The following is a 16,500-nucleotide window of genomic DNA, read 5'->3' on the forward strand; positions in this document are numbered from 1 at the left end:
CCCTCGGGGCCGCGACGTCCGGACCGTCGCCGTACGCTTTCTGCCATGCGCCATGAGTGGCATCAGCTGAGCTACCCCGCCGTGAGCAGCCCCGGGCTGCAGACCAGCCGCCCCACCGTCGACTCGGCGGAGGACGCCGCCCTCGGTCTCGACAGGTGGCGTGACCTGCCCCGTGAGCAGATCCCGCCGTGGTCCGACCCGGCCCAGGTCGCCGAGGTGTGCAAGGTGCTCGACACCGTGCCGTCGGTGGTCGCCCCCTACGAGGTCGACCAGCTCCGCCGCAAGCTGGCCCTGGTCTGCGAGGGCAAGGCGTTCCTGCTCCAGGGCGGCGACTGCGCCGAGACCTTCGCCGACAACACCGAGAGCCACCTGCTGGCCAACGCCCGCACCCTGCTCCAGATGGCGATCGTGCTCACCTACGGCGCGTCGCTGCCGGTGGTGAAGGTGGCCCGGGTCGCCGGCCAGTACACCAAGCCCCGGTCGCTGCCGACCGACGCCCGGGGGCTGCCCGCGTACCGCGGCGACATGATCAACGCGCTGGAGGCCGACCCGGCCGCCCGGGTCGCCGACCCGCAGCGCATGATCCGGGCGTACGCGAACTCGGCCGCGGCGATGAACATGCTGCGCGCCTACCTGGCCGGCGGACTGGCCGACCTGCACGCGGTGCACGACTGGAACAAGGGCTTCGTCAAGAACTCCCCGGCGGGGGAGCGCTACGAGGCGATCGCCCGGGAGATCGACCGGGCCATCGCGTTCATCCGGGCCTGCGGGATGACCGAGGACGAGGCGCTGCGTACCGTCACCCTCTACTGCTCCCACGAGGCGCTGGCCCTGGAGTACGACCGGGCGCTGACCCGGGTCTCCGACCGTCGGGCATATGGGTTGTCCGGGCACTTCCTGTGGGTCGGCGAGCGGACCCGGCAGCTCGACGGCGCGCACATCGACTTCATCTCCCGCATCGCCAACCCGATCGGCGTGAAACTCGGCCCGACCACCAGCCCGGACGAGGCGATCGAGCTGTGCGAGAAGCTCAACCCGGACAACATCCCCGGCCGGCTGACCCTGATCAGCCGGATGGGCAACCACAAGGTCCGCGACGCGTTGCCGCCGATCGTGGCCAAGGTCACCGCCGCCGGGGCGAAGGTGGTGTGGCAGTGCGACCCGATGCACGGCAACACCCACGAGTCCTCCAACGGCTACAAGACCCGGCATTTCGACCGGATCGTCGACGAGGTCCTCGGCTACTTCGAGGTGCACCGGGGGCTGGACACCCACCCGGGCGGCATCCACGTCGAGCTGACCGGCGAGGACGTCACCGAGTGCCTCGGCGGGGCCCAGGGCATCGAGGACCTCGACCTGCCCGGCCGGTACGAGACGGCGTGTGACCCCCGGCTGAACACCCAGCAGTCGCTGGAGCTGGCCTTCCTGGTGGCGGAGATGCTCCGTGGCTGACCCGACGACGGGCGTCGGCCCGGTGGCCGACCTGCGTTCCGACACGGTGACCCGACCCACCGCCGGAATGCGGGAGGCGATGGCCGCCGCCGAGGTCGGCGACGACGTCTACGCCGAGGACCCGACGGTCAACGCGCTGGAGGCCGAGGTCGCCGCGCTCTTCGGGCACGAGGCGGCGCTCTTCGCCCCGACCGGGACGATGGCCAACCAGCTCGCCCTGCAACTGGTCGTCCCACCCGGTGACGAACTGCTCTGCGACGCCGACGCGCACGTGGTGACGTACGAGGTCGGCGCGGCGGCGGCGTACGGTGCGATCTCCACGCGGACCTGGCCGCCCCTCGGCGCGGGCCTGGACCCGGGCGTGGTGGAGGCGATGATCCGGCCGGACGGCTACTTCGCGGTGCCGACCCGGGCGATCGCCGTGGAGCAGACCCACAACCGGGGCGGTGGTGGGGTGATCCCGCTGGCGACCCTGCGGGAGCTACGCCGGGTCGCCGACACCGCCGGCCTCGCCCTGCACTGCGACGGGGCCCGGATCTGGCACGCGCACGTCGCCGACGGGGTGCCGCTGCACGAGTACGGCGCGCTGTTCGACACCCTGTCGGTCTGCCTGTCCAAGGGCCTCGGCGCACCCGTCGGCTCGCTGGTCGTGGGCAGTGCCGAGCGGATCGAGCGGGCCCGGTTCCTGCGTAAGCGGATGGGGGGCGGGATGCGGCAGGTCGGGGTGCTCGCCGCCGCCGGCCGGTACGCCCTGGCCCACCACCTCGACCGGCTCGTCGACGACCACGCCCGGGCCGCCCGGCTCGCCGAGGCGCTCGCCCCGTGCGGGGTGCTCGCCGGCCCGGTACGCACGAACATCGTGCCGTTGGACCTGACCGGGCACCGGCTCGACGCGCGGGCCCTGGCCACCGCCGCCCGCGCGGAGGGGGTGCTGCTGTCGGTGCTCGGCCCCCGGACCGCCCGTCTGGTCACCCACCTCGACGTCGACGACGCCGCCATCGACCACGCCGCCAAGATCCTCCCTGACCTGCTCGCTCCCTGACCCCCGCTACCGGTGCCGCCCCGCCCCGCCCTTCCATTCCCTTCCCGGCTTCCGGTGTTGATCAAGAGGTTTGCGTCAGCGTGGAGATCAAACTTGACGCAAACCTCTTGATCACCGCGCAAACCTCTTGATCACCGAGGGCGTGGAGCCGGCGGTGTCGGGCGGGGGGAGAGGACGGGGCTGTCAGGGGTGGAGGCGGTTCAGGGTGGCTATGTCGGTGGCGTGGCCCTCGTGTTTCTCGGTGGGGGTCTCCACGACGACGGGGATGCCGGCGGTCGCCGGGTGGGCCATCAACTCGGCGAAGGCCGGCTCACCGATGTTGCCCTTGCCGATGTTCTCGTGCCGGTCCCGGGTCGAGCCGCACAGGTCCTTGGAGTCGTTGGCGTGGATCAGCTTGAGCCGGTCCGCCCCGACCGTGGCGACCAGGGTGTCCAGGGTCGCCGTCATGCCGCCCGGCACGGCCAGGTCGTGCCCGGCCGCCCAGGCGTGGCAGGTGTCGAAGCAGACGCCCAGCCCCGGGTGCCTGTCGACCGCGTCCAGGTAGGGGCCGAGGTGCTCCACCCGGGAGGCCAGTGACCGGCCACCCCCGGCGCTCGGCTCCACCAGCAGCAGCGGACCGCCGCCGGCCGTGGTCTCGTCGAGTAGCGGCAGCAGCGACTCGCGTACCTGCCGTAGGGCGGTCTCGGCGTAGCCGGCGTCGACCGCGCTGCCGGCGTGGAACACCACGCCCCGGGCCCCGATCGCCCGCCCCCGACGCAGCGCGTGCGCCAGCGTCTGCGCCGACTTCTCCACCGTCGCGGCCGTGGGCGAACCGAGGTTCACCAGCAGCGACGCGTGGATGTAGACCGGTACGCCCCGGGCGGCGCAGCCCTCGGCGAACAGCGCGTCCTGGGCCGGGTCGCCGGGCGGCAGCGCCCAGCCCCGCGAGTTGGCGACGTAGACCTGCACCACCTGGGAGCCGGTCGCGTCCACGTACGGCAGGGCCGCCCTGGCCAGCCCACCCGAGGTGGGGGTGTGCGAGCCGACCGGCCGGTGGGCGCTCACAGGCAGCCCAGGGTGACCGGGGTGCCCGGGGGCACCTGCGAGTTCTCGCCCGGGTTCTGGAACCGGACGATGCCGTTGGGGTTGAACTGGACGTTCACCGTGAACCCCGCGCCCTCCAACTGCTGCTTGGCCTGCTGGCAGGGCAGGTCGACCACCCGGGGGACGGTCACCTGCGGCGGGCCCTTGCTGACGTCCAGCTTGACCTTGGTGCCCTTCTCCACGCCCGCGCCGTCCGCCGGGCTCTGCCCGAGCACCTCGTCGCGCGGCTTGTCGGATTCCTTGTACGTCTCGACCAGCTCCAGGCCGAGCCGGGACAGGGTGCTGCGGGCGTCGTTGAGGCTCTTGCCGACCAGGTCGGGCACCGTGATCGGGGCGCGGCCCCGGCTCAGGATGACCGTCACCTTGGTGCCCGGCCTCACCTCGGTGCCCACCTTCGGGTTGGTGTCCACCACCACCCCGGCCGGCAGGTTGTCGTCGTAGCGGGGCGTGCCCTTGGCGACCACCAGTTTCGCGCTGGTCAGGTCGGCCTCGGCCAGGTCGAACTCCTTGCCGACGACGTCCGGCAGCGGGAACCGCTCCGGGCCCAGGGAGAGCGTCAGCGTGATGGTGCCACCCTTGAGGATCTTGGCAGCCGAGCCCGGGTCCTGGGTGATCACCCCGTCGCGGGGGACCTTCTCGTCGTAGCGTGGCGCGGCGAAGGCGATCTGGAAGCCTGCCCGGTCCGCCTGCGCCTGTGCGTCGGCCCGGCTCAGGTTCACCAGCTGCGGCGCGACCGTGTACCGGCCCACCCCCACCCACCAGCCGCCCATCGCGGCGAGCAGGCCGACCACCACCACGGCCGCCGCGACCGACAACCGGCCGCGCGGGGTGCCCATCACCCGGGTACGCAGCTCCGCCAGCCGGGACCGCAGGTCGGTGTCCTCGGCGGCCCGCCGCCGGTGCGGGCGCTGCGGGGCGGCCGGCTCGGGCAGCCGGGCCCAGGTCGGCCGGGTCACCGGGCTGACCGCCGCGACCACCATCGTCGGCTCGGCCACCGCCGGCAGCTCCCCGGCCACCCGGCCCAGCACGGCGGTGTGCGCGTTCGGGTTGCCCAGGTCGTCCCGGGCCACCTGCACCTCGGCCAGCAGGGCACCCGCGTCGGCCGGGCGGGCGCCCGGATCCCGCCGGGTCGACCGCGCGACCAACTCGTCGAGCACCCGGGGCAGGCCGGGCACCAGGACCGACGGGGCCGGCACGTCCTTGTCGACGTGCTGCCAGGCCACGTCGACCGGACGGTCCCCGTCGTACGGCACCCGGCCGGTGAGCATCTCGAACAGCACGATGCCGGCCGAGTAGACGTCGGTACGGGGGTCGGCGCGTCCGTCGGTGACCAGCTCCGGCGCCACGTACGCCACGGTCGCCATCAGCTGGTTGCCGTCGCCCTCCTCGGCGCTGGCCTCCACCGCGCGGGCCAGGCCGAAGTCGGCGACCTTGACCACGCTGTCGACCAGGTTGGCGACCCCGCCGGTGGGTGCCTCGGCGACCAGCACGTTCTCCGGTTTGACGTCGCGGTGGACCAGCCCGGCCCGGTGCGCGGCGGCGATCGCGGCGAGCATCTGCTCCATGATCGCCAGCGCCTCGTCGGGGTTGAGCCGGCGGCGTTCGGCCAGCACCTCGCGCAGGGTGCGACCCCGGACGTACTCCATCACCAGGTAGGGCAGCCCCTGGTGGGTGCCCTGGTCGTAGACGGCGACCACGTTGGGGTGGGTCAGCCGGGCGATGGCCTTGGCCTCGTCGGTGAACCGGTCCGGGAAGCCCGCCAGCCGGGACCGCGCCTGCGCGGCCTGGGACGGGTGGATGATCTTCACCGCGACGGTACGCTCCAGGCGCTCGTCGGTGGCGGTGTACACGGTCGCCATGCCACCACGGGCCACGCGACCGCGAATGCGGTAGCGCCCGTCGAGCAGCGAGCCCAGCAACGTGTCGGCGACCTGTATGTCCATCGGCAGGGAGTCTATGTGTCCTGAGGGTGAAGGTTGAACAGGATGCTACAGCCGGGGCCGGCACCGGTCCGTCCCGCCGCGCTCACCCCCGGCCCGGCGGGGTGCCGCTGCACGGGTGGCCGGGCGACGTGGCAGGGTGGTCGGGTGACCGAACCCGTACCCGCCGACCAGGCCGCCGGCAGCGACCTCGCCGGTCCCAGCGACCCGGCCGCGTGGCTCACCCTCCCGGACGTCGCCGAGCGGCTCGACCTGTCGATCAGCAAGGTGCACCAGATGATCCGGGACCGCGAGCTGCTCGCCGTCCGCCGTGACGGTGTCCGCCGGATCCCCGCCGACCTGGTCGCCAACAAGACGGTGCTCAAGCACCTGCCCGGCGTGCTCACCCTGCTCGCCGATGCCGGCTACGACGACGAGGCCGCCCTGCGCTGGCTCTACGAGCCCGACGACACCCTCTCCGGCGGCACGGGCGCGGTGACCCTCGGCGGCGACCACGCCCGCGAGGTCAAACGCCGCGCCCAGGCCCTCGGCTTCTGACCCCACCCCCACTCCTGATCCCGCCGGCCTTCACCGCGCCGGCCGCCCGCCGAACCGCGTTGATCAAGAGGTTTCGGTCATCCCCGGGGACATCCGTGACGCAAACCTCTTGATCAACGCGACCCAGCGACGTGCCCAAGCGACGCGACCCAGCGACGTGCCCAAGCGACGCGACCCAGCGACGTGCCCAAGCGACGCGACCCAGCGACGTGCCCAAGCGACGTGCTCAAGCCGGGCCGGGAGCGGGGTGGGTCAGTCGGCGCGGCGGGTGGCGGCGATGGCGAGGTCCACCAGGGCCTGCCGGGCCTCGGTGTCGAGGTCGACGCCGGTCAGGGCGGCCAGCGCGGTGTCGGTCAGGGTGACGATGCGTTGCTCGGTGCGGGCCAGCGCGCCGGTGCCGGCGATCACCTCACGGAGCCGGGCCACCCCGTCCGCGTCCAACTGCGGATCGCCGAGCCGGCCGAGCAACAGCTCCCGACCGGCCTCGTCGGCGGCCTGGACCGCCGCCGCGACCAGGTAGGTGCGCTTGCCCTCGCGCAGGTCGTCGCCGGCCGGCTTGCCGGTCTGCGCCGGGTCGCCGAACACCCCGAGCACGTCGTCGCGGAGCTGGAACGCCTCGCCGAGCGGCAACCCGTACGCCGAGTAGGCGGTGCACACGTCGGCGGACGCGCCGGCGAGCGCGCCACCGAGCAGCAACGGCCGCTCGACGGTGTACTTGGCCGACTTGTACCGGGCCACCTTGCCCGCCCGGTCCAGCGAGACCTCCCCGGTGGCCTGGGTCAACACGTCGAGGTACTGCCCGACGGTGACCTCGCCGCGCATCTCGTCGAAGACCGGCCGGGCCCGCGCCACCGTGTGCGGGTCCAGCCCGGCGGAGTGCAGCAGCTCGTCGGACCAGACCAGGCACAGGTCACCGAGCAGGATCGCCGCCGCGTCGCCGAAGGCGTCCGGGTCGCCGCCCCACCCGTGGGCGCGGTGCCGGGTGGCGAACCGCCGGTGCACGGCGGGCTCGCCACGCCGGGTGTCGGAGCGGTCCATCAGGTCGTCGTGGATCAGGGCGCTGGCCTGGAAGAACTCCAGCGCCGCCAGGGCGGTCACCACCTGGTCGGCGTCCACCCCGCCGGCGCCCCGGAATCCCCAGTAGGCGAACGCCGGCCGCAGCCGCTTGCCGCCACCGAGCACGAACCCCTCGACGGTCTCGGCGATCGGCGTCAGGGCGTCGTCGATGCCGGCCATCCAGCTACGCCGGCCGGCCAGGAACTCGGTCAGCGCCTTGTCGACACGCTGCCGCAGGCCGGCACGGTCGACGGGGGAGACGGGAGCAGCGTGGGTCACGCCACGACGCTAGCCGGTCCCCGCCGCTGCCGCCTCACCAGCGTCTCGGCGCGTCACCCGGTCCGCCTCCCGCCCCGTACGACAGGCGGGCGCGGCACCGCGACGGCGGGGGCCGGCCGTTGCCCGCACCGGGCCCGACCGACGGCCGGCCCGGGACGGCCCGGCGTCCGGGGACCGGCCCGACGGGTGCGGTCCGGCCGGCGGACCCCCGACGGCGGTCCGGCGGCCGGCGGCCCGATCGGGGCGTCGAGCACGACGGCGAGCTGCCGCCGCCAGCGGTCGCCCGGGACGCGCACCGAGCGTTCCCAGCGGGACACCTCGTGCCGGGTCAGGGTGGCGGTGCCGGCGGCGGCGCAGAGTTCGTCGGCGAGCCGCCGCTGGCTCCAGCCCCGGGCCAGCCGGAGCTGCGTGATCAGCCGCCCGAGCGGGCGGGGGTCGGACGGGGTCATCGGGCCTCCGGCGGTTGTCGGCGCGGCCCGCCCGCCCCGCAGGGCGGCCGACGTGCCGCTGTCGTGTGCTGCCGACCCCCGCGCGTGACCCCGGGCGTCGGCCCCCACCGACGCCACCCGCGCCCCCTCGTTCTACCCCCGGGGTACGACGGGCGACCGCCACCGGGTTTCGGTGGGCGTCGATGCTCAGGTGGGAAGTGCGTGGGGGTGGGCGGCGACGCCCGCTAGAGTCGTCTCGTGGCGCTCGGTCTTCCCTCCGTCCTTCCCAATCCCCAGCCGGCGATCGGGGAGCTGATCCGCGACCGCCAGCCGACGTTCTCCTTCGAGTTCTTCCCGCCCAAGACGGCGCAGGGGGAGCGGCTGCTCTGGCAGGCGATCCGGGAGCTGGAGCCGCTGCGCCCGTCGTTCGTGTCGATCACCTACGGGGCCGGCGGTTCGACCCGGGACACCACGGTCGCGGTGACCGAGCGGATCGCCACCGAGACCACGCTGCTGCCGATGGCGCACCTGACCGCCGTCAACCATTCCGTCGCCGAGCTGCGCAACGTGATCGGGCGGCTGGCCGGCGTGGGGGTACGCAACGTGCTCGCCGTGCGGGGTGACCCGCCCGGCGACCCGGGCGGCGAGTGGGTCCGCCACCCGGAGGGCGTCGACTACGCCGAGGACCTGGTCCGGCTGGTCCGTGAGGCCGGCGACTTCAGCGTCGGGGTGGCCGCCTTCCCGTACAAGCATCCCCGCTCGGCCGACGTGGCCAGCGACACCGCGCACTTCGTGCGTAAGTGCCGGGCGGGCGCGGAGTTCGCCATCACCCAGATGTTCTTCGACGCCGACGACTACCTGCGGCTGCGCGACCGGGTGGCGGCGGCCGGCTGCGACACGCCGATCCTGGCCGGGGTGATGCCGGTGACCCAGATCGGCACCATCGAACGCTCGGTGCAGCTGTCCGGCGCGCCGTTCCCGCCCGCGTTGGCCGCGCGGTTCGAGCGGGTCGCCGACGACCCGGAGGCGGTCCGCCGGCTCGGCATCGAACAGGCCAGCGAGATGTGCGCCCGGCTGCTCGACGAGGGGGTGCCCGGCATCCACTTCATCACCCTCAACCGTTCTCCCGCGACCCGGGAGGTGTGGCGCAGCCTGCGGGCCGACGCCCGGGTGTGAACGCGCCGGCCCCGACACCTCGACCGCGCCGCGACGGTTGACCGATGGTGGGCACACAGCTGAAGTGGGACGAGTACGCGACCGCGTGGGCGCGGTTGCACGGCGGCTTCGACCCCCGGGTCGCCGCGCCGGTGGTCCGTGCCTGGCTGCGTTTCGCGTACCACGTCGGTTACGTGCTGGGTCGGCTGCGGGTGACCCCGACCGCGGTGACCGTCGGCGGGGTGCTGCTCTGCCTGTGCGTGCCGCTGTTCAGCGCCCGGTCGGCCCACGGGCCGATCGTCGGCGCGTTGTTCGTGCTGCTCGCCTCGGTCGCCGACAGCGTCGACGGGGCGGTCGCGGTGGCCACCGGCCGGACCACCCGGCTCGGCTACGTCTACGACTCGGTCGCCGACCGGCTCGGTGAGATCGCCTGGCTGGCCGCGTTCTGGCTGGTCGGAGCGCCCGGAGCGCTGGTGGTCGCGGCCGGCGCGCTGTCCTGGCTGCACGAGTACGTGCGGGCCCGCGCGGTCGCCGCCGGGATGCGGGAGATCGGCGCGGTCACCGTGGGGGAGCGGCCCACCCGGGTCTGTGTCGCCCTGGTGGGGTTGCTGCTGGCCGGGCTGACCGGGCTGATCGACCCCGATCTGGCCGCCGGCACGATCACCATGGCCGCCGCCGTCTGGGTGCTGCTGGCCGGCTTCGGCCTGGGCCAGCTGCTGTCCACCGTCCGCCGGGCCCTGCTCGACGCCGGCTGACCCGCCCGCCCCGACGGGTCGGGCAGGGGCGGGGGCCTACCAGGCGGGGCCGATCTCGTCGGCGACGATCTGCGCGGACAGGGTGACCATGGGCAGGCCGCCGCCGGGGTGGGTGGAGCCGCCGACCAGCCACAGCCCGTGCACCGGGCCCCGGTTGGCCGGGCGGAGCAGCCCCCCGGCCGTGCCGTAGATCGACCCGCCGGGCGCGGCCGTCGTGGCGTCCAGGTCGGCGGGGGTACGGATCTCACGGAACACCAGCCGGTCCCGCACGTCGACCCCGCGCGCGGCGAGCACGTCGAGGACCCGGTCGGCGTACGCGTCGGCGAGCCCCGGCCGACGCCAGTCCACGGCGTCCGGGGCGGTGCCGTGGCGGGCGGCGTTGACCAGCACGAACCATGCCTCGTGCCCGGCCGGGCGGGCGGTCGGGTCGTCGGCCACGGTGACGAAGACCGTCGGGTCGGTTGCCGGCCGGGCCCGCACCCCACGCCCGGGGTCGCCGAAGACGGCGTCGAACTCGGCGTCGTAGTCGGCGGGGAAGAAGACGTTGTGGTGGGCCAGCCCGGAGTCACCGCGGACCCCGAGCAGCAGCACGAAACCGGCGAGGCTGCGGTCGGTGAGCGCGGCCAGCCGGCCCGGGTGCGGCAGCAGGTCCCGGTAGACGGTGAGCGCGTCGGCGTTGGCGACGACCACGTCGGCGGGGACGGGCGCGTGCACCCCGGCCAGGCGTACCCCGTGCACCCGGCCGCCGGCGGCGTCGATCCGGGTGACGGTCTCCCCGGTGCGGATCGTCACGCCCAGGTCCAGGCAGCGGGAGAGCAGCGCGTCGGCCAGGGTGCCCAACCCGCCGCGCAGGTACCAGCCGCCGAAGGTCAGCTCGGCGTAGGGGACGGCGACCAGCGCGGCCGGGGCGCGGCGCGGGTCCGCGCCGGTGTAGGTGGCGTACCGGTCGAGCAGCATCCGCAGCCGGGGGTCGGACAGCTGGCTGCGGCCCAGCCCGCGCAGGGTGCGGCCGGGCCCGATCGCGGCCAGGTCACCCAGCCGCCAGGCCAGCGCGGCCAGGTCGCGTGGCGAGTCGACGGTACGCCGCAGGATGTCCCGGTGCGACGCGGTCCACACCCGGGCGGCCCGCCGCCACAGCCGCCGCCAGTCCGCGGCGGCCCGGTCGCCGAGGGCGGCACCGATGCGGGCGGCGAACTCGTCGGGGTCGGCGCACGAGTCGAGGGCCGGCCCGTCGCCGGGGAAGACGTGCCGCACGATCGGGTCCAGCGGGACCAGGTCGAGATACTCGTCGAGTTTCGCGCCGGTCGCCTCGAACAGCTCGTGGAAGACCTGCGGCAGGGTGAGCAGGCTCGGCCCGGTGTCGAAGTGGAAGCTGCCGGCCGGGGTGTCCTGGACGTGCCGGCCGAGCTTGCCGCCGACGGTGTCGGACCGTTCGAAGACGGTCACCTCGTGCCCGCTGACGGCGAGCCGGGCAGCGGTGGCCAGCCCGCCCACGCCGGCGCCGATGACCACGATCCGCGCCATGCCGTGCCTCCTAGCTGACCGGACGGCCACGCCAGGACAGGCGACGCCGCTTCCGCAGATGGTACGACCGCAGCGTCAGCCAGCCGAGCACCACGACCGAGCCGGGGTGGGCCAGCGCGTCGGGCCAGGCCCGGCCGCCGGTGGCGCGGGCGCTCACCATCCGCCCGGCGACTCCCGCCGCGTACCCGGTCAGGGCCAGCCCGGCGGCCGGCGGCGAACCCGCCACCAGCGCCGCCACCGCCAGCAGCGGCGGCGCGCTGTAGAGCAGCAGCAGCGCGGCGACCACGGCCGCGGCGGCCACCGGGTGGCCGAAGGTGGCCCAGAGCGACTTGGTGTAGCCGTCGCGCAGCTGCGGCCAGCTCTCGTACATCAGGCAGGTGGCCAGCCGGGAGCCGTCGGCCAGCGCGATCCGGCCGCCTGCGCGTTTCACCGCCCGGGCCAGCTCGATGTCCTCCAGCACCCGGTCGGCGACGGCGGCGTGCCCGCCGGCCCGCTCGTACCCGGCCCGGTCCACCAGCAGGAACTGCCCACCGGCGGCGGCCAGCGACGGCCGCGGCGAGCGTTCCATCGCGCGCAGCGGCAGGAAGGTCAGCCACAACCACTGCAACAGCGGCTGCACCAGCCGGTCACCCACCGTCCGCACCAGAATTTTCGGGTACGCCGACAGCAGCGTCGCCCGCGCCGCCCGTAGCTCGCCCACCGCCGCCGCGACCGCGTACGGGGTGAGCACCACGTCGGCGTCGACGAAGGCGTACACGGTGGCGGCCGGCCCGGCGTGCCCGGCGAGCTGGTGGCAGGCGTGCGGCTTGCCCAGCCAGCCCGGCGGCGGGGTGACCCCGGTGTGCAGGGTGACCCGGGGGTCGTCGCCGACCACCGCGCGGACCACCTCGGCGGTGCCGTCGGTCGAACCGTCGTCGAGCACCACGATCCGCAGGCCGGGCACCCCCTGCTGGGCGAGCAGCGCGCGCAGGCACGGGGTGACCCGGTCGGCCTCGTCGCGCAGCGGCAGCAGCACCGCCACCGTCTCGTCGACCCCGACCGGCCCGTCGACGGGCCGGCGCAGGAAGTACCGGGCGTTGACCCAGGTGTGCGCGGTCAGCGCGGTCACCGCGACGGCCAGCACGAGCGCGACGACGGTCACCGCCACGCCCCCGTCGACCCGGGCCGGGGTTGCCACAGGGTCGGCGTCGGCCCGCGTCGTGCCGGCGGGCCGGTCCGGGTGCCGGTCATGCCGGGGTGTCGACGCCGGTGCGTCGCGGTGCCGGCCGGTCGGCGGGCCGGCGGCGGGCGCGCAGCAGGGTCACCGCCAGCGGTACCGCCACCACCGCCATGCCCACCGCGCCCCAGATCGCCGAGGCGGGCAGTCGGAGGAAGACGGCGTGCGCCAGCACGCTGGAGAAGTACGTCCACAGGTAGAGGGCGAACATCGGGTCGTCGCGGGGGCCGGTGACCGCGACGGCCGGCCCGGCCAACGGGCGCAACGCGCTCATCAGCAGCACCGCGAACAGCAGCCAGCCCAGGTAGTTGCTGACCGGGATGCCGGGCAGTCCGGGCAGCGCCGGGGTGGCGTCGCGCCACACCCAGTAGCCCTCGGCCACCATCTGCGGGTCGAGGAAGAGGTCCCAGCCGGCCAGTCCGAGGGTGGCCAACGCCACCCGCCCGACGCGCCCCGCCCACCCGGCCGACGCGGCGTCGGGCCCCCGACCGGTGGGCGTGGTCAGCCGGACGGCGGCCAGCCAGGCGGGCCAGGCCATCCAGGTCCAGGCCAGCGGGATGATCAACGGCACCCCGGCCAGCTTCGGCCCCAACTCGCCCGAGTAGTCGTAGCTGCCGAACGGGAAGCCGGTGGCCACCCCCAGCGCCTCGATGGCGAACCCGCCGCCCGTGGCCACCGCGACCAGCGCCGCCGCCGTACGGGCACCCCGGGTGAGCAGCGCGTGCCCCACCGCGAGCAGGTAACCCAGCACGACCGTGGCGACGGTGAGCCGGGCCCGGGTGACCCCGGTGGTGAGCGGGTAGCAGATCTGGACCAGCACCAGCAGGGCCAGCAGCAGCCAGGGGACGTGCCGGCGGGTCACGACGAGGCCGGGCCGGACGTGTCGGGTCGGGGCAGCGGCAGGTCCCGGCCGAGCACCCCGAACGGTCGTTCGTCACCGGGGAACCGGAAGTGCCGCAGCACGTCGACGAAGCCGAACCGGCGGTACAGCCGCCAGGCCCGCGACGCCTGCTCGTCGGCCTCCGGGGTGGACAGCAGGGTGGTGCCGCCCTCGGCGAGGCTGAGCAGGGCGGTGAGCTGCCGGGCGCCCAGGCCGTGCCCCTGCGCGGGCGGTCGGACGTGCAGTTCGACCACCTCGAAACAGTGGGTCAGCCAGCGCCGCCGGGCGTCCGGGGGCAGCGCCCGGTAGACCTGGTCGTGCCACCACTGGCCACCCGCGCCGAGGTAGCCGTACCCGAAGCCGGCCAGGTGGCCCTCGCTGGTGAGGCTGGCGACGGCGCGGAACCCGGGCCGGCGGGCGTGGGTGGCGATGTAACCACGGCGGGCCTCCAGCAGGTCGCTGCGGTAGCCCATCGCCTCCCCGTACACCGCGACCACGTCGTCGAGCCGCCGGACGAGATCCTCCGGCGTCCACCGCACCAACCTCATGCGCGTCCTCTCACGGTTGCGGATCACCGTCGGCGACCCAGCCCAGCACCGACCGGTCACCGACCACTGCGCGCACCTCGAAGCGCGCGAACAACTCCTCCGCGTACCACCCTTCGGTGGGGGTGCGGGTGATCGCCGCCCGGTGCTCCGGGTGACGGTACGCGAAGGCCACGAGGTCCGTCGGGTCGCGCCACACGCTGACCGTGCCCTGCCAACCCAGCGGCGCCTCGCCGACACCGAACCGGGCGAGCAGCCCCGGCGCGGCGTGCAGCGCGGCGGCGACCGGCGGGACGGACTGCCAGAAGGTGAGCGCACGGCGGGGACGCAACCGGGCCCGGGTCAGCGCCAGCACCGGCCCGTCGACCCGGCCGCCCGCCGGCTCGCCGAACGGACGCCGGCCCGACCACTCGCCCCGGCTGGTCACCGGGCGCAGCTCCAGCCGGGCCGAGGCGCGGGCGATCCGGGCCCAGGAACGGCCCACCGGGGAGGCGTCGAAGTCGACGGCCGCGGCGGGGGAGTCCCACACCACCAGCGCGGCCCACCGGGTCAGGTCGGCGTCCCCCGGGCCGAAGCCGGTGCCGGTCCCGGTGCCGAGCAGTTTGCCGAACCGTACGCCGGGGGTGCGTCGCAGCTGCCACGGATGCCGGGCCATCCGGGCCAACGCCCGGCCCAGGGCGGCCCGGGGCACCCGCCACACGTGCAGGGTGACCAGCTCCGGGGTGGTGTTCACGCCACCTCGGCGGGGGTGCCGCCGGTGATCCGCAGCAGCTCCGGGTAGGTGGTGGGGAAGACCGCCTGCGGTACGCCACCGGCGGCCCACACCTGCTGGTGCCCGGCCAGGGCGGTGTCGACCAGGGTGCGCAGCGGCCCGGGGTGGCCGACCGGGGCGACCCCGCCGATCACCTGCCCGGTGTGCGTGCGGACGAAGTCGGGGGTGGCCCGGCGCAGGTGGGTCACCCCGAGCCAGGCGGCCAGGCCGGCGGTGTCGACCCGGTGTGCGCCGGAGGTGAGCACCAGCAGCGGCGTGCCGTCGGCCTCGAAGACCAGCGAGTTGGCGATCGCGCCGACGGCGACGCCGAGCGCGTCGGCCGCCGCGGCGGCGGTGTGCACCGCCTCGGGCAGCAGACGGACCCGGCTGGCCACGCCGGAGGCGTCCCGCGCGCCCGCGTCGTCGAGCGCCCGCTGCACCGCCTGCACGTTCGGGTGTGACTGCATGCGGCCATTGTCCCCGGTACGCCCCGACGCCCCGCAGCCGGCCGCCCACCGTGGCGGGTCAGCGGGCGGGCGGCGACCCGGGCCGGGTGCCGGGCCAGTGCCCGGTGGCCCGGATCCGGCCGTCGGCGGTCACCAGCAGCGCCTCGTGGTCGGCCAGGCCGGTCAGCCAGGTCAGCGCGTCGTCGGCATCCCGGGTCATCGCCGCGGTGGCGTACACGTCGGCCCAGAGCAGTTCCGGCCCGACCACGGTGACCGACCGCAGCGCGGTCGCCGGTCGGCCGGTACGCGGGTCCACGATGTGCGCGCCGCGCCTGGCGGTGCCCGAGGTGGCGACCGCGCCGTCGCGCCGGTCCAGCACGTCCAGCAGGTGGCCGGGGCGGTCCGGGTCCTCGATGCCGACCCGCCAGGCCGGCCGGTCCGCCCCGGTGCGCAGCAGCACGTCCCCACCGGCGTTGAGACAGAGGTCGTGCCCGGCCAGGTCGGCCAGCCATCCGGCCGCCCGCTGCACCGCCCAGCCCTTGACCAGTCCGGACGGGTCATAGCCGGCACCGCCGGTGGGCAGCGGCAGCCGCCTGGCGTCGAACCGGCCGCCGGTGCGCGTCCGGGCCAGCTCGCACAGCTCCGCCACCTCCCGCACCAGCGGGCTCGCGGTGGCCGGATCGGGTTCCCGCCCGGCCAGCTCTCCGATCTCGCTCTCCGGCCGGTAGGCGCTGAACGTCGCGTCGATCGAGCCCAGCCAGGTGAAGAACCGCTCCACCCGGGCGGCGACGGCGTCGTCGTGCACGTCCGGGCCGCGCAGGTGCACGCTCACCGGCAGCCCCATCACCTGCACCACCCAGGCCCGCCGGTCCAGCTCCGCCGTCCGGCCCGTCGGGGTGCTCATCTCAGGTGCGCCGCGTCGATGGCGGCCTGGAGGGATTCGCGGTAACCGTCGCTGGTGACGGTCGCCCCGGACACGGTGTCGATCCGGGCGCTCTGCGCGGTGAGCGCCGCCTGCCGCAGGACCGGCACCGCGTAGTCGTTGATCTGCTGGTCCCGGAAGTTGCCGTCGGGCACCTGGAGTGCCGTGACGTCGGTGATCCGCCCGCCCGCCACGGTGATCCGGACCTGCACCGGCCCCCACCGGGTCTGCGCCACCGACCCGTCGTAGCTTCCGCCGCTGTCGCCGCCGGTGCTTGCGCTGTCGCCGGTGCTGCCGGCACTGCCGCTGCCGCCGGTGGGCGGTTCGGTGGACGGGTCCCCGGAGCCGGGGGTGGTGCCGCCGCGGTCGACGGCGACGGCGCTGCTCCCCCCGCCGACGCCCATGGTGCTGGTCCGGTAGCTGAACAGCAGCACCAGGGCGGTCACCGTGGAGAGCAGCCAGATGGTGATCCGTCGCACGGTTCCCCCT

General features: G+C 75.1%; 17 protein-coding genes. 5 read left to right on the forward strand and 12 right to left on the reverse strand.

Annotated features, from left to right (window positions below):
• The first annotated feature begins 45 nt into the window (after positions 1 to 45).
• Together ACN267_RS01795 and ACN267_RS01800 are read left to right on the forward strand one after the other, a co-directional pair.
• Positions 46 to 1,452, forward strand: a complete 1,407-nt coding sequence (locus ACN267_RS01795) for a class II 3-deoxy-7-phosphoheptulonate synthase (RefSeq protein WP_204959306.1) — start codon at positions 46 to 48, stop codon at positions 1,450 to 1,452.
• A gap of 22 nt (positions 1,453 to 1,474) precedes the next feature.
• Positions 1,475 to 2,494: a threonine aldolase family protein gene (locus tag ACN267_RS01800; RefSeq protein ID WP_204959636.1), complete on the forward strand. Its 1,020-nt coding sequence runs from the start codon at positions 1,475 to 1,477 to the stop codon at positions 2,492 to 2,494.
• A gap of 183 nt (positions 2,495 to 2,677) precedes the next feature.
• Here the strand turns inward: ACN267_RS01800 and ACN267_RS01805 are convergent, their stop codons facing one another.
• Positions 2,678 to 3,538, reverse strand: a complete 861-nt coding sequence (locus ACN267_RS01805) for a deoxyribonuclease IV (RefSeq protein ID WP_281895529.1) — start codon at positions 3,536 to 3,538, stop codon at positions 2,678 to 2,680.
• Complete coding sequence (gene pknB, locus ACN267_RS01810) at positions 3,535 to 5,520, reverse strand: Stk1 family PASTA domain-containing Ser/Thr kinase (protein ID WP_421487766.1); 1,986 nt, start codon at positions 5,518 to 5,520, stop codon at positions 3,535 to 3,537. Before pknB ends, ACN267_RS01805 begins: the two co-directional genes overlap by 4 nt.
• Positions 5,521 to 5,664: 144 nt before the next feature.
• Here pknB and ACN267_RS01815 point away from each other — a divergent pair, with 144 nt between their 5' ends.
• Positions 5,665 to 6,054 carry an Rv2175c family DNA-binding protein gene (locus tag ACN267_RS01815; RefSeq protein ID WP_281895534.1) on the forward strand — a complete coding sequence of 130 codons (390 nt, stop codon included), beginning with the start codon at positions 5,665 to 5,667 and terminating at the stop codon, positions 6,052 to 6,054.
• A 252-nt stretch (positions 6,055 to 6,306) separates the two neighbouring features.
• Here ACN267_RS01815 and ACN267_RS01820 read toward each other — a convergent pair whose 3' ends face one another.
• Both ACN267_RS01820 and ACN267_RS01825 read right to left on the reverse strand, forming a co-directional pair.
• Positions 6,307 to 7,389, reverse strand: a complete 1,083-nt coding sequence (locus ACN267_RS01820) for a polyprenyl synthetase family protein (protein WP_204959302.1) — start codon at positions 7,387 to 7,389, stop codon at positions 6,307 to 6,309.
• Between the two features lie 53 nt (positions 7,390 to 7,442).
• Positions 7,443 to 7,838 carry a helix-turn-helix domain-containing protein gene (locus ACN267_RS01825; RefSeq protein ID WP_421487767.1) on the reverse strand — a complete coding sequence of 132 codons (396 nt, stop codon included), beginning with the start codon at positions 7,836 to 7,838 and terminating at the stop codon, positions 7,443 to 7,445.
• Positions 7,839 to 8,075: 237 nt separating this feature from the next.
• On the opposite strand from ACN267_RS01825, the gene metF reads away from it, so the two are divergent.
• Positions 8,076 to 8,993 (forward strand): methylenetetrahydrofolate reductase [NAD(P)H], encoded by a 918-nt coding sequence (gene metF, locus ACN267_RS01830; protein WP_088643011.1) that lies wholly within the window; start codon positions 8,076 to 8,078, stop codon positions 8,991 to 8,993.
• 44 nt (positions 8,994 to 9,037) lie between these two features.
• Positions 9,038 to 9,727, forward strand: a complete 690-nt coding sequence (locus tag ACN267_RS01835; RefSeq protein ID WP_204959300.1) for a CDP-alcohol phosphatidyltransferase family protein — start codon at positions 9,038 to 9,040, stop codon at positions 9,725 to 9,727.
• A 36-nt stretch (positions 9,728 to 9,763) separates the two neighbouring features.
• On the opposite strand, the gene ACN267_RS01840 is transcribed toward ACN267_RS01835, so the two are convergent.
• The 8 genes from ACN267_RS01840 to ACN267_RS01875 form a co-directional block, all read right to left on the reverse strand.
• Positions 9,764 to 11,251, reverse strand: coding sequence for a phytoene desaturase family protein (locus tag ACN267_RS01840; protein WP_421487768.1), 1,488 nt, complete (start codon positions 11,249 to 11,251; stop codon positions 9,764 to 9,766).
• Between the two features lie 10 nt (positions 11,252 to 11,261).
• The gene (locus ACN267_RS01845; protein ID WP_421490371.1) at positions 11,262 to 12,374 is read right to left on the reverse strand and encodes a glycosyltransferase; all 1,113 of its coding nucleotides are present in this window, start codon (positions 12,372 to 12,374) and stop codon (positions 11,262 to 11,264) included.
• Between the two features lie 103 nt (positions 12,375 to 12,477).
• Positions 12,478 to 13,329 (reverse strand): carotenoid biosynthesis protein, encoded by an 852-nt coding sequence (locus ACN267_RS01850; protein ID WP_421487769.1) that lies wholly within the window; start codon positions 13,327 to 13,329, stop codon positions 12,478 to 12,480.
• Positions 13,326 to 13,895, reverse strand: a complete 570-nt coding sequence (locus ACN267_RS01855) for a GNAT family N-acetyltransferase (RefSeq protein WP_204959297.1) — start codon at positions 13,893 to 13,895, stop codon at positions 13,326 to 13,328. The genes ACN267_RS01850 and ACN267_RS01855 overlap by 4 nt, the downstream gene beginning before the upstream one ends.
• 10 nt (positions 13,896 to 13,905) lie before the next feature.
• Complete coding sequence (locus ACN267_RS01860; protein ID WP_421487770.1) at positions 13,906 to 14,625, reverse strand: monooxygenase; 720 nt, start codon at positions 14,623 to 14,625, stop codon at positions 13,906 to 13,908.
• Positions 14,622 to 15,110, reverse strand: a complete 489-nt coding sequence (locus ACN267_RS01865) for a YbaK/EbsC family protein (protein WP_421487771.1) — start codon at positions 15,108 to 15,110, stop codon at positions 14,622 to 14,624. The genes ACN267_RS01860 and ACN267_RS01865 overlap by 4 nt, the downstream gene beginning before the upstream one ends.
• Positions 15,111 to 15,168: 58 nt before the next feature.
• Entirely contained in the window at positions 15,169 to 15,993 is an 825-nt protein-coding gene (locus ACN267_RS01870; RefSeq protein ID WP_204959294.1) for an FAD:protein FMN transferase, read from the reverse strand.
• Positions 15,990 to 16,490 (reverse strand): FMN-binding protein, encoded by a 501-nt coding sequence (locus tag ACN267_RS01875; RefSeq protein WP_281895557.1) that lies wholly within the window; start codon positions 16,488 to 16,490, stop codon positions 15,990 to 15,992. Before ACN267_RS01875 ends, ACN267_RS01870 begins: the two co-directional genes overlap by 4 nt.
• Positions 16,491 to 16,500: the final 10 nt, after the last annotated feature.

The organism is Micromonospora sp. WMMD734 (assembly GCF_049178975.1).
In the GTDB taxonomy this organism is placed as follows: Bacteria; Actinomycetota; Actinomycetes; order Mycobacteriales; family Micromonosporaceae; genus Micromonospora; species Micromonospora wenchangensis.

Coding starts and splice junctions, on each gene's coding strand:
- ACN267_RS01835 (WP_204959300.1), top strand. CDS start 9,038: ATGGTGGGCACACAGCTGAAGTGGGACGAGTACGCGACCGCGTGGGCG.
- ACN267_RS01870 (WP_204959294.1), bottom strand. CDS start 15,993: ATGAGCACCCCGACGGGCCGGACGGCGGAGCTGGACCGGCGGGCCTGG.
- pknB (WP_421487766.1), bottom strand. CDS start 5,520: ATGGACATACAGGTCGCCGACACGTTGCTGGGCTCGCTGCTCGACGGG.
- ACN267_RS01825 (WP_421487767.1), bottom strand. CDS start 7,838: ATGACCCCGTCCGACCCCCGCCCGCTCGGGCGGCTGATCACGCAGCTC.
- ACN267_RS01840 (WP_421487768.1), bottom strand. CDS start 11,251: ATGGCGCGGATCGTGGTCATCGGCGCCGGCGTGGGCGGGCTGGCCACC.
- ACN267_RS01855 (WP_204959297.1), bottom strand. CDS start 13,895: ATGAGGTTGGTGCGGTGGACGCCGGAGGATCTCGTCCGGCGGCTCGAC.
- ACN267_RS01865 (WP_421487771.1), bottom strand. CDS start 15,110: ATGCAGTCACACCCGAACGTGCAGGCGGTGCAGCGGGCGCTCGACGAC.
- ACN267_RS01795 (WP_204959306.1), top strand. CDS start 46: ATGCGCCATGAGTGGCATCAGCTGAGCTACCCCGCCGTGAGCAGCCCC.